8 protein-coding genes are annotated in these 12,240 nt (G+C 68.3%); 3 read left to right on the forward strand and 5 right to left on the reverse strand.

All coding sequences use genetic code 11. The features are described 5' to 3' along the window. Nucleotides 1-70 precede the first annotated feature (70 nt). From Y958_RS14995 to Y958_RS15010, 4 genes are all read right to left on the reverse strand, one after another. Nucleotides 71-1,126, reverse strand: a complete 1,056-nt coding sequence (locus Y958_RS14995; protein ID WP_088872871.1) for an agmatinase — start codon at nucleotides 1,124-1,126, stop codon at nucleotides 71-73. 15 nt (nucleotides 1,127-1,141) lie between these two features. Next, on the reverse strand, nucleotides 1,142-2,536 hold the full coding sequence (locus tag Y958_RS15000; RefSeq protein ID WP_088872872.1) for a flavin monoamine oxidase family protein: 1,395 nt from the start codon (nucleotides 2,534-2,536) through the stop codon (nucleotides 1,142-1,144). Between the two features lie 15 nt (nucleotides 2,537-2,551). Further along, nucleotides 2,552-3,163, reverse strand: a complete 612-nt coding sequence (locus Y958_RS15005; RefSeq protein ID WP_244909525.1) for a TetR/AcrR family transcriptional regulator — start codon at nucleotides 3,161-3,163, stop codon at nucleotides 2,552-2,554. A gap of 76 nt (nucleotides 3,164-3,239) precedes the next feature. Further along, nucleotides 3,240-4,679, reverse strand: coding sequence for an amidase (locus Y958_RS15010; RefSeq protein WP_088872874.1), 1,440 nt, complete (start codon nucleotides 4,677-4,679; stop codon nucleotides 3,240-3,242). 652 nt (nucleotides 4,680-5,331) lie between these two features. On the opposite strand from Y958_RS15010, the gene Y958_RS15015 reads away from it, so the two are divergent. Genes Y958_RS15015 through Y958_RS15025 form a run of 3 tightly spaced genes read left to right on the forward strand, consistent with a single transcriptional unit; the run spans nucleotide 5,332 to nucleotide 10,358 of the window. After that, nucleotides 5,332-7,677 carry a TonB-dependent receptor gene (locus tag Y958_RS15015; protein ID WP_186291413.1) on the forward strand — a complete coding sequence of 782 codons (2,346 nt, stop codon included), beginning with the start codon at nucleotides 5,332-5,334 and terminating at the stop codon, nucleotides 7,675-7,677. 49 nt (nucleotides 7,678-7,726) lie between these two features. Then, entirely contained in the window at nucleotides 7,727-8,881 is a 1,155-nt protein-coding gene (locus Y958_RS15020; RefSeq protein WP_088872876.1) for an MFS transporter, read from the forward strand. A gap of 52 nt (nucleotides 8,882-8,933) precedes the next feature. Continuing rightward, nucleotides 8,934-10,358: an aldehyde dehydrogenase family protein gene (locus Y958_RS15025; protein WP_088872877.1), complete on the forward strand. Its 1,425-nt coding sequence runs from the start codon at nucleotides 8,934-8,936 to the stop codon at nucleotides 10,356-10,358. A 684-nt stretch (nucleotides 10,359-11,042) separates the two neighbouring features. Here the strand turns inward: Y958_RS15025 and Y958_RS15030 are convergent. Then, nucleotides 11,043-12,230 (reverse strand): IS91 family transposase, encoded by a 1,188-nt coding sequence (locus tag Y958_RS15030; protein ID WP_088870551.1) that lies wholly within the window; start codon nucleotides 12,228-12,230, stop codon nucleotides 11,043-11,045. Between the last annotated feature and the right edge of the window lie 10 nt (nucleotides 12,231-12,240).

Below are 12,240 nucleotides of genomic sequence, written 5' to 3' on the forward strand. Positions count from 1 at the left end.
CCGCCGGCGAATGGGCGGGGTGGACCGGCGGGTCGATGGGAAAGGTCAGGCCGAATACGGTGTCGCGGCGTCAGCCGCGTTGTCGTCGCCGGTCCAGGGCCAGGGTGGCCAGGCACAGCTGCTCGAACAGGATTTGGGCGCCGATCTGGGCGGTGTTGCTGGTGGGGTCGTATTGCGGGGCGATTTCCACCACGTCGGCGCCGACCACGTCCAGGCCGGCCAGGCCGCGCAGGATGGCCAGCGCCTCGCGCGAAGTCAGGCCGCCCACCTCGGGCGTGCCGGTGCCAGGGGCGTAGACCGGGTCCAGGCAATCGACGTCGAAGGAGATGTAGACCGGCCCATCGCCGACCACCTCCCGCGCCTTGGCGATCACCGCCTTGACGCCCATCTCGGCCACATCCTCGGCATGCAGCACGGTCATGCCGGCGTCGTAGGAGAATTCCCAGAAGAATTCCGCGCTGCCGCGGATGCCGATCTGGATGGTGCGATCCGGGTCCAGCACCCCGTCCAGGACGGCCAAACGGAAGGGGCCGCTGTGGTGGAAGCGGGCGCTGTCATCGCTGCCGCTGGTGTCGCAATGGGCGTCGAAATGGATCATGCCCACGGGGCGATCCCGGCCCAGCGCCTTCAGGATGGAATAGCTGACGGAATGGTCGCCGCCCACGCTCAGCGGCACCACCCCCGCCGCCGCCAGCCGGCCGTAAAAGGTCTGGATGTCGTGGTGGCAGGCCACCAGGCTCAGATAGTTGCTGAAGGGCACGTCGCCGATGTCGGCGATACTGGCCTGGGCGGAGGGAACCAGGCGCAGCACATGCTCATACGGCCCGATGCGGTCCATGCCCCGGACGGCGCGGGGGCCGAAGCGCGACCCCGCCCGGTTGGTGACGCCCAGATCCATGGGCACGCCGACCAAGGCGATGTCCAGGCCGCCGAAATCGTCCAGTGCCGCCAGATCGGGACGCAGGGGCGCGTCCAGCAGGGTGCCGGCGTCGGCGAAGGGCTGACGCGGCGCCTCAGCGCCCCGGAACACAGCCTCCGCCACGTCACGGAAATGCGGGTCGAAGAAGTCGGCTGGCGAGGCGGCGCCGTAGCGCTGCCGCAGGCGGTCCAGCTTGGTCTGATCCACCGTCGTCCTCCCGTCTCAGCGAGCCGCCAGGATTTCGGCGGCGGCCCGCTCGCCGGACCGGATGGCGCCATCCATATAGCCGAGCCAGCGGCTGGCCGTTTCCGTACCGGCCCAATGGATGCGTCCGGTGGGCTGGCGCAAGGTCGCGCCCAGGCTGGTCCAGGCCCCCGGCACCATGACGCCGGCATAGCCGCCCCGGGCGTATTCCTCCTCCAGCCAGGACAGTTCGATATATTCCCGCATGTCGGCCGCCCGGGGCCCGAACAGGCGCACCAGCGACTGGGTGATGGCGGACTGGCGCTCGGCCGGCGTGCGGGCGGTCCATTCCTTGGCCTCATCCCCCTCGATGAAGGCGACCAGAATGCCGGGCGTGCCGGCGGCGGGGGAATTGTCGTAGATCAGGCTCACCGGGCCGTCCTCGCTGATCGCCATCCCCGACAGACCCTCCTCTCGCCAGAAGGGGGTGGGATAGAGGCATTGCACCTTGATGCAGGCGCCCATGGGCATGCGCTGGGCCAGATGGTCCCGCGTCCCGGGCAGCGGCGGGCTGTAGCGCAGGCGGGCGGCCAGCGCCGGCGGCAGGGTCACGATGGCGTGGCGGGCGCGGACCGTGTCGCCCGTGGCGGTGGTGATGGTCACGCCGTCACCGTCCTGGGCCAGGGCGGCCACCGGGGTATCGAGACGCAGGTGCGGCCGTACCGTGTCCGCCAGCCGTTCCGCCAGATGCTGCGCCCCCAGGCTGAAGCGCCGTTCCTGCGCGCCGCCGCCCATGCTGATCAGGGCGGCCAGCCCGCCGGCGGCCTTGATATAGAAGAGGACGTGCAGCAGCGACAGCTCCCGCGCCTCCGACGCCAGGACGGACCGGGCCAGGAAGCGCATCCAGAACCGGGCCTCGTCGCTGGTGGCCGTGCGGATGATCCAGGCGTCGAAGCTCTCGCTATCCAGGGCGGCGGCGTTGGGGCTGGTCCACGGGGTTTCGGCGTCCACCGTTTGCGCCAGGGCGTCCAGCGCCTGGAACGTCGCCTCCACTTCCGCCAGGGCCGCCGGCTCATGGGGCGGCAGCAGACCGGTGAAGCGCATCAGGCGCCCGTTGTGCAGACAGAGGTTCTCCCCCTCCTCGAAGGAGGGGAAGGTTTCCACCCCCAGCTCCTCGGCCAGGGCCAGCACCTTGTCCTGGCCGGGCCCCACCCATTGTCCGCCAACGTCAATGGGGGTGCCGTCTTGGGCATGGCGGGTATGGATGCGGCCGCCGACGCGGTCGCGCGCCTCCAGCACCGTGACGCGCAGGCCGGCGCTGACCAGGGCGCGGGCGGCGGTCAGGCCGGCGAAACCGGCCCCGATGATGGCGACATCGACCGGTTCCGCGCAGGCGGACTCGGGGCGGCAGGCGGACTCGATGGGCTGGCCCATGACGCTCTCCGGTTCTTAGAGGTAGGCGCGCTGCGCGGCGATGATCAGGGACTGCACCGCTTGGCGCGAGCGGAAGCTGTTGGCGGTCGCCAGCCATTGCAGAAGGATGCCGACGAAGCCGGTGAAGATGAAATTGGCCAGGCCGTCGATGTCCGACTTGATGCTGCCGTCGCGGACATCGCTGGCGTCGGCCAGGACGGACCGGTACAGGTCCAGATATTCCTCATACTTGCGCTTGGCCAGCCATTCGGACCCCGGCGTGCTCACGGCGTAAAGCGTCAGGTTGAACAGGGCCAACTGCTCGTTGGGGCTGCGCTCCACCTCTCCCCGGATGAAGGTCAGCAGGTGGTCGATGCGGTCGTGCAGCCGTTCGGGCGCGGAGAAATAGGCGGCCAGGCTCTCACGTGACTTCGCCACCAGGTGGGTCAGCACGTTCATCAGCACGGCGTCCTTGCCGTCGAAATAATAGTGCAGGGTGCCCAGGTTCACGTTGGCCTCGCCCGCGATCTTGCGCGTGGTGGTCCCGTGCACGCCTTCGCGGGCGATGACGGTGACGGCGGCGGCCATGATGGCTTCCCGCTTTTCCTCGCGCTTCTCCTCGCCTTTGGTTTTGGGGGGCTTGGACACGGGCGTTTCCTCTGGTCTCGCGGGCGGCTTGCCCTTTGTGCGGGCGGTTGGGCGGGACGGCATGCTGATCGGGGTGTTAGCGGGGGTCAACGGCGGCGGTTGATGACGGCTGGGGATCAATCGGGATGATCGGCCCAAGCCGTTCCTCCAGCGCCGCTGCAGCGGCCAGCACCAGGCCGTCGCGGAAGCGGCCGGCCACCAGCTGGACGCCCAGGGGGCCGTCCGTTCCCCGGTGCACCGGCACCGACAGGGCGGGCACGCCCAGGAAGGCCGTCGCCGTGCAAGGGCTGTGCGCGGTCAGCAGCCGGCGGGCCTCCTCCACGCCGCGCACATCGTAGCCGACGGGGAAGGGCACCGACCAGGCGGTGGGCATCAGCAGCAGCGGGAGGTCCTCGAAGAACATCTGCCAGGCGCGCTGGAAGGTCGTGCGGCTGGCCAGGCTCGCCAGCATCTCCTCCGCCGACAGGGCGGGGACGCAGGCCGCCGTCAGGTCCAGGGAGCGCAGGAACGTCTCGTCGCCCAGGGCGAAGGCGGCGCGCGCGCCGGGGCTGCGGCAGTCGTTGGACAGCAGGGTCATCCACAGCGCCGCCGCCTCCTCGAAGCGGGGCGGTGCCGTCTCCACCACTTCATAGCCGGCGCTGGCCAACGCATCGGCGGCGCGGCGCAGGGCGGCCAGGACGGGGGCGTCGGCGGCATGGTCCGCCGTGCCGGTGAACAGGGCGACCCTGACCGGGCGCGTGTGGTCAGGAAAATCCAGCGGTGCCGGGACCCAGGCCGGGTCACGCGGATCGCGGGCTGCCATGGTCTCCAGTCCCAGGCGGATATCGCGGACCGAGCGGGCCAGTACGCCCTGGGTCGATCCCAGCTGCAGGCATAGTGACCGCTCCGCCTTGCCCGTGGGGTTGTAGGCGGGAACGCGGCCCGTGGTGGGGCGCAGGCCGTAGACGCCGCAGGCGCTGGCCGGCAGGCGGGCCGATCCCGCCAGATCGTTGCCGTGGGCCAGCGGCACCATGCCGGTGGCCACCGCCGCGGCCGCCCCGCCACTGGACCCGCCCACGTTCAGGGCGGCGTTCCACGGATTCAGGGTCAGGCCGTGCGGCGCGTTGTCGGTGAACCAGCGGCAGGAGAAGGCGGGGGCGTTGCTGCGGCCCAGCAGGATGGCCCCGGCCTTGCGCCAGTTGGCCACCGGCGGGCTGTCCTCTGCCGCCACCAGGCTGGTGAAGGCGGTGACGCCGTTGGTGGTGGCGCTGCCGGCTTGGTCGACATTGATCTTGGTCGTGACAGGCACACCATGCAGCGGCGGCAAAGGGGCGCCTGCCGCCATCCGGGCATCGGCCTCGGCGGCGGCGGCCAGGGCGGGGTCACGGCTTATCTCGGTGAGGGCGTTCACCGCCGGATTGACGGTGGCGATACGGTCCAGGCAGGCGGCCGTCGCCTCCCGTGCCGAAACCCGTCGTTCCCGGATCGCGGATGCCAGATCCGTGGCATCCCATTGCCAAAGCGCGGTGCCGCCCATGTCCTGTCCCTGTTCCTGAAAGACATTTTTTAAGAAGGCGTCAGCGTCGTGCGGCGGGTCGTTGCCAGGCCGCGGACCGGCTTAAGGGCACCTTACGGGGCGCCTGGGGGCCGGATCGACGTTCGTCATGCTTCCTGGTTACAGGCCGCCGATGAGTCTGTCAATCATATTTAGTCATTTGATCAATTTATCTTCGGCCCTGTCTGGGCTGAGGGCAGGGCGCCAATCGGCGGATTTTTTGTCGCGCCTCTCAGTGTGCGCAGAGTATGACGACTAGGGAAAAGCCATATATCATATTGTTTATGAATGAATATTTTTGAAACGACCTCTGTGTGGCTTTCGCAGATAATTCGTCGAACCTTGAATCTTTATCCTTGACAACCTTTCCGAAATGCGTCGCACTTGGGGCATAAATTGGTCAAATGATCAAACATTGACGTGAACAGGGTATCCGGCCAGCTCTGGCCGGGAATGGCTTTGATGCTCCGGTACGGGACGACCGTCCGGTGATTTCCGATGCAGGCTGGCCCCTTGGGGCGCGGGTCCTTTTGGCGGGGTGCGAAAGCGTCCCCGAACGGGGACGGCTTGCCGGATAATGGCCGCCGTCAAGGCGTGCCGCGAACAGATGAACGGGAAGATTCGGGAGACGGAAATGAAGCGGAAACGGTATGCCTATGCGGCCCTTGGCCTGTCTTGCTCCCTGGTGTTGGGGGCGTCCGCGCCATCGCGCGCCGCTGAACCATCCGCCGCGCCTGCGGCCGGCGCCTCCGACGACGTGTTGCAGGACATCGTGGTGACGGCGCAACGGCGCGCCCAAAGTTTGCAGGATGTGCCCGTGTCGGTCAGCGCCTTCGCCGGCGACGACCTGAAAAGCCGGGGGGTGACCTCCATCGACCAGATCGGCGGCATGATCCCCAACGTCCAGATCCACAACGACAAGGGCGGCGGCGCCCCCACCTGGGTCATCCGTGGCGTTGCGCTGTTCGACTTCAACGCCAACAACAACCCCGCCACCGCCATCTACATCGACGACGTCTACCAAAGCTCCGCCGTCATGGGTGGCGGCGCGCTTTATGACCTGGAGCGGGTGGAGGTGCTGAAGGGCCCGCAGGGCGGGCTGTACGGCCGCAACACCACCGGCGGCGCCGTCCAGGTGCTGTCCAAGCCGGCCAAGCTGGGCGCCACGGATGGCTATGCCTCCGTCGATTACGGCAAATGGAACGAATACCGGGTGGAGGGAGCGCAATCCATCCCCGTCACCGATACCCTGGCGTTGCGCGTCGCCGCGGTGCAGGAAGGGGGCGATGGCTGGCAGAAGACCCTGGCCGGCAATACCCGCTGGGGGGCGCCCGACCGGACCTCGGCCCGCCTTCAAGCCCTGTTGCAGCCGTCGGAGCGCTTCACCGCCCAGCTGAAGCTGTTCGGCAGCCGGGACCAGTCACAGACGACGCTGGCCACCAGCAACGCCGCCTATGATGCCACCGGCGGCTTCTGCGGCGCCGTGGCCGGTGGGGGCAACGGCAACGCCTCCTGCCTGAACTTCGCCCAGTTCAACAACCTCATCACCGGCACCACCGGCGCCTTGTCCTCGGCCAGCCAGTCCAACGACGGTCGCGTCGTCATTTCCAGCCCCATCAACCGGCTGGATAATCACGAATGGGGCGCCACGCTGACCCTGGACTATGACTTCGACGCCGCCCGGCTCACGTCGATCAGCGCGGCGGACTATTTCCACTACGGCCAGGTTTACGACTACGACGCCACCAACCTGCGGCTGGGTGACCAGGCGGAACGGGCCACCATCCGCAACCTGTCCCAGGAACTGCGCCTGACCTCCACCGGCGACAGCCGGTTCAAGTGGCTGGCCGGTGCGGTCTATGCCCAGACCGGTTTCCAGGAGTACCGGACCTTCGATATGCGCGACAACGTGGCGGTCGTCTCCGCCTCCTTCACGCCGCTGGGTGTGCCGCAGCAGGACGGCGTGCTGGCGGTGCAGTACCGGCAGCAGACGCGCCACGCCTCGGTCTATGGCCAGGCCGACTACGCCTTGACCGACCGCCTGAACCTATCGGCCTCGCTGCGCTACGCGACGGAGGAGACGGATTTCCGCAACGGCAAGGACTTCTTTCCCCTGGCCGGCATCACCCTGCTGGACAACCTGAACTCCACCTACCGCCTGCACGACCATGTGTCGGGCAAGGTGTCGGCCGATTACCACCTGACCGATACTGTCCTGCTCTACGCCTCGGCGGCCCGTGGGTACAAGTCAGGCGGCGTCTTCGGCGGCTTCCCCCAGGAACCGGGCGACGTGACCCCGTATAAGGAGGAAATCGTCTGGGCCTACGAGACGGGGGTGAAGAGCACCTGGCTGGACCACAGGCTGCAGGTCAACCTGGCCGGCTTCCATTACGACCATAACAATTTGCAGGCGCTGACCACCCTGCCCAGCGTGCTGACGCCCGGCCAGTTCATCTTCCGCCTGACCAACGTGGGCAAGGCCACCCACGACGGCATCGAACTGGAAACGACGCTGAAGCCCTTGCCGGGCCTGACGCTGCAGGCGTCCGGCGCCTATGTCGATGCCGAGGTGACGCAGAGCAACGACGTGCTCTACTCCTTCGACAACCAGGCACTGCCCTGGCAGGGGCGGCGCATCGACTACTCGCCGCGGTGGACCGGTTCCTTCAGCGTGCGCTACGACCATGCGGTCACGGCGGATCTGGTGGGCACGGCGCAGCTCGACTTCGACGTGCGCAGCGCCCAGGTGATCGGCAGCACTCTGGTCGATGGCGCCATGCGCAATATCGGCGGCTATGGTCTGCTGAACGGGCGGCTGACGCTGGCATCGGACCACGAAGGCTGGAGCGTGTCGCTGTGGGGCAAGAACCTGCTGAACCGGCATTACTTCACCGATCGCAGCAATGACGGCCTGGGCAGCTATTACTCGGTGTACGGGCGCCCCGTGAGCTATGGCCTGAACCTCACGAAGACCTGGTGAAGACGCCCACGCCGTCGCCCGCCAGTACGCCACGCCCACAGGAGGCACCATGGCATCCGTCACCCCCGCCGCCGACCAGCCGGTCACACCCATCCTGTCCTTGGCGGCCATCACCGTCTTTGGCCTGATCGGACCCTTCATATTCCTGGTGTCACCCGTCATCGCCGGGCAACTGGCCCTGGAATGGCACTGGTCGGCCGGGGATATCGGCCAGCTCATGTCGGTGGAGCTGGGTGGGGCCGCCCTGGTTTCCTTCCCGGCGGTCTTCCTCTTGCGCCGCCTGCCGTGGCGGCCGCTGGCGGCGGCGGCGTCCGTGGTGTTCGCCGTGGCGGCCGTTGGCTCCGCGATGGTCGCGCGGGCCGGCGGCGACCCCGCCGCGTTGGTCCCCCTGCGGTTCATCGGGGGTGCCGCCGGGGGCATGCTCTCGGTGGTGTGCCTGCTGGCGGCGGGCCGCTCCGCCGATCCACACCGAGCCTTCGCCTGCTGGACGGGCGGCCAGACCGTGTCGGCGGCGTTGGGCTTGCTCTACCTGCCGCGCCTGTTCGGCCACGCGGGCCTCGCCGGCCTCTATGCCCTGCTGGGGGCGGCGGCGTTCCTGGCGCTGGCGGTGGTGGCGGGCTTGCCGGCCGGCTGGCCGCGCCAGCCTGACGCCGCGCGTGGTGGCCGCTCGGTGGCGGCGCGCCTGAACCTTTTCGCCATCTTCTGCTACTACTTGGCCATCGGCGGCGCCTGGGCCTTCGTCGGCGTTCCGGGGCTTGGCCTCGGCCTGAGCGAGGAAGAGGTCGGCACGCTGACGGCGGTGGCCATGTTCACCGCCATCCTCGGTTCCATCCTGGCGACGCTCGCGGGCCGCTCCCGTCACCGCGGCGTCCTCAGCCTGGGTTTCTTCGGGCTGTTGCTGGCTTGCCTGCTGGCGCTGGCCTTCCCACCGGGACGAGGCGTCTTCGTGGCCGCGGTCGTGCTGCTGCAGGTGTGCTGGTCCTTCCTGGTGCCCATGCTGCTGGCCGCGCTGGCCGACACCGACGCCGGCGGGGGGCTGGTGATCCTGTCCAACATGATCATCGGCGGTGGCGCCGCACTGGGCCCGCTGCTTGCCGGCTACGCCTTGGATTACACCGGGACCTATGTCGCCGTCGCCGCCCTGGGCGCGCTTTTGCTGGTGCTGTCGGCCGCCGCCTTCGGGTGGGCGCGTCGGTGCGCCTGAGGCGCCGGCCCCCTTTCCCCATTCCTTCGGTTTCACTGCTTGGATCGGACCCATGTCCTCACTTCCGCTTCTTTCCTGTTACATCGACGGCCAGTGGCGCCTGCCCGGCGGCGGCCTGCTGGATGTGATCAATCCGGCGACCGAGACTCCTTGCGCCCAGGTGGCCTTGGCGGGCCCGGCCGAGGTGGACCTGGCCGTGGCGGCGGCCCGGCGGGCGTTCGACACCTTCTGCCAAACCAGTCGCGGGCAGCGCCTGGATCTGCTGTCGTCCATCCTGGCGGCCTACGGTGCCCGCATGGCCGACATTGGTGACGCGGTCAGTCGGGAGATGGGGGCGCCGCAGGGCTTCGCCCGGCAGGTTCAGGCCGGCATCGGCGCCGCCCATCTGGCGCAGATGATTGAGACGCTGAAGACGTTCGTTTTCGAGGAGGAGCGAGGTTCCCTGCGGCTGTTGCGGGAACCGGTGGGCGTCGCCGGGTTGATCACCCCGTGGAACTGGCCCCTGAACCAGATCGTGTGCAAGGTGGCGCCCGCGCTGGCGGCGGGCTGTACGGTGGTGCTGAAGCCCAGCGAATTGGCCCCGCTCAGCGCCAACCTGTTCGCGGAGGTAATGCACGCCGCCGGCGTGCCGGCCGGCGTGTTCAACCTGGTGCATGGCGATGGTCCCGGTGTCGGCCAGGCCATCGCCCGCCATCCGGACATCGACCTGGTGTCCTTCACCGGTTCAACCCGCGCCGGCGTGCAGGTGGCGAAGCTGGCCGCCGACACCGTGAAGCGCGTCACCCAGGAATTGGGCGGAAAATCCGCCAACATCATCCTGCCCGACGCCGACCTGCCCACGGCGGTGGAGCAGGGGGTGCGCCGCTGCTTCAGCAACAGCGGCCAATCCTGCAACGCGCCCACCCGCCTGCTGGTGCCGGAGGACCGGTATGAGGAGGCGGCCGCCTTGGCCCGCGCCGTGACGGAAACCATCGTCGTGGGCGACCCGCTGGATGCCGCGACGACCCTGGGGCCGCTGGCCAATGCCACCCAGTTCGCCAAGGTTCAGCGGCTGATCGAGGTTGGTGTAAATGAGGGGGCGGAACTGGTGGCGGGCGGACCCGGCCGGCCCGCGGGGCTGGATCGCGGCTACTACGTCCGGCCCACAATCTTCGGCCGCGTGACCCCGTCGATGACTGTGGCGCGGGAAGAGATCTTCGGTCCCGTCCTGTCCATCCTGACCTACCGCTCGGAGGAGGAGGCCATCGCTCTGGCCAATGACACCGTTTACGGATTGGCAGCCTATGTCCAGTCCCGCGATGCTGGCCGCGCTCAGGCGGTGGCGCGCCGTCTGCGCGCCGGCACGGTCTATGTCAACGATCCGGCGTGGAGTCCGGCCGTGCCGTTCGGCGGCTACAAGCAGTCCGGTAATGGCCGCGAGTATGCCGAATTCGGGCTGACGGAATTCATCGAGGTGAAAGGTGTTGTCGCAGGTTGATGGCGCGGCAGCTTGGTATAAACCCGCAAGATCCGCCGGTGTTCGGCCCCGGATGAGGTGGCCGTCCGGCGGTGGCGTGATCGTGTCCCTGGGCGTGGCGTAACAGGCGCCCGACTGTAAATCGGCGCGACACAGTGACCCTACCGACTTCAATAGAATCAAATGGATACCGTGCCGATTGGCGTACAAGCTACACGCTGACTAACAGCTGCGATGCTTCACGGCGGGAATGACCCGCCGCTATCCGGGCCTCAACCCGTTCCCGAAGGTCCTCTGAATACGGCTTGCCCAGGATCCACCTCCGATAAAGATGAATCACATCCAGCGTCTCAAGGGAATCTGGAGGCTTCTGTGAGGTCGCGTTGCGCCGAGGGTGCTACCGGGGGCGACCGCGACCTCATTGAAGCCGGATTGAGCGAAGCCGCGGGATGACGGGCGCGGGCTATGGGGAAAGTGGCTTTGGGGCCTGGTTCGTGATGCCGATCCGGGCCCGTTGGAAGGGTTCTGATGGGGCTGGATTGACCGTAGGGCGCTCGTTGGCGGCCCACGGGCGAGGACTGGCGTCAGCTTTGCCGCTATTTTGAAGCCGGGAGCTGTCCGCGGTGGTGCGGCGGGTAAAACACCTCCGGCCGGCGCGCGGGGCTGCCGGGGTGGACGGCCGGGCGATGTTGGAATGTTGTCGGTTCATGAGGTGTCGTACCGGAGGGGCGGGCGATGGGGCCGAAGCGGCGGCAAGACGGCCAGGAGGATCATCGCGCCACCGCAGCACGGGCAGCGATCCAGCGGGGGGCTGGCCAATGGGGAGCGGTCGGTGGGTTCTTCGGCCACCGTTGGCGCCGGCGGTGGGACATCGAGGAGCTTGCGGCAAAGTGCCAGCTTTCCGGCCCGGTGACTGTTGGCGAGGAAGCCATAATGGCGGATGCGGTGGAAGCCATCCGGCACGGTGTGGAGCAGGAAGCGCCGGATGAACTCGAAGGATGCCAGGGTCATGACCTTGGCCTTGTCATGATGGCGATAATCCTTCCATCGGAATGTGACGTCTCTGCCGGTCATGGCGACCAAGCGGGTATTGGAGATGGCGACCCGATGGGTGTAGCGGCCCAGATAGGCCAGCACCTGGGCGGGGCCGCCGAAGGGCGGCTTGGCGTAGACGACCCATTCGACCCGCCGCAGGTCGCGCAAGCGGTGGTGGAAGGCGGCGGGCTCCGCCAGGGGGGCGAGGTCGCCGAAGAAGCCGAGGGTGCCGGCCTCGAACGCGGCGGCCAGCGCGTCGAGGAACAAGCGGCGGAACAGGCGGGAGAGCACGCGGACCGGCAGGAAGAAGCCGGGCCGGCATCCGACCCAGCGCGTGCCATCGATCGACGGTCCACCGCCGGGCACGACACAATGGACATGCGGATGGTGGTGAAGGGTCTGGCCCCAGGTGTGGAGCACGGCGACAAGCCCGATCTCGGCGCCCAGGTGCTTGGGATCAGCGGCGATGATGCGCAGGGTCTCGGCGGCGGCCTTGAACAGGATGGCATAGACCACCGCCTTGTTCTGGAACGCGATCTCCGCCACGGGTGCCGGCAGCGTGAACACGACGTGGAAGTAGGGTACCGGCAGCAGATCGGCCTGTCGTGCGGCAAGCCATTCCGCCCGCGCGGCGCCCTGGCACTTGGGACAATGCCGGTTGCGGCAGGAGTTGTAGGCGCACCGCACCAGGCCGCACTCCGGGCAAGCTTCGGCGTGGCCGCCCAGTGCCGCCGTGCGGCATGCCTCGATCGCACCCATCACCCGGCGCTCGACGCAGCCGAGGTGGCCATCGTGCGCCTGGCGATAGGCGTCGCCGTGGCGGCGGAAGACGTCCGCCACCTCCAGCCCGGCCGGCATGGCGATGCCG

The organism is Nitrospirillum viridazoti CBAmc (assembly GCF_000730165.1).
Classification (GTDB): domain Bacteria; phylum Pseudomonadota; class Alphaproteobacteria; order Azospirillales; family Azospirillaceae; genus Nitrospirillum; species Nitrospirillum viridazoti.

Coding starts and splice junctions, on each gene's coding strand:
- Y958_RS15000 (WP_088872872.1), bottom strand. CDS start 2,536: ATGGGCCAGCCCATCGAGTCCGCCTGCCGCCCCGAGTCCGCCTGCGCG.
- Y958_RS15010 (WP_088872874.1), bottom strand. CDS start 4,679: ATGGGCGGCACCGCGCTTTGGCAATGGGATGCCACGGATCTGGCATCC.
- Y958_RS15015 (WP_186291413.1), top strand. CDS start 5,332: ATGAAGCGGAAACGGTATGCCTATGCGGCCCTTGGCCTGTCTTGCTCC.
- Y958_RS15020 (WP_088872876.1), top strand. CDS start 7,727: ATGGCATCCGTCACCCCCGCCGCCGACCAGCCGGTCACACCCATCCTG.
- Y958_RS15025 (WP_088872877.1), top strand. CDS start 8,934: ATGTCCTCACTTCCGCTTCTTTCCTGTTACATCGACGGCCAGTGGCGC.
- Y958_RS15030 (WP_088870551.1), bottom strand. CDS start 12,230: ATGCCGGCCGGGCTGGAGGTGGCGGACGTCTTCCGCCGCCACGGCGAC.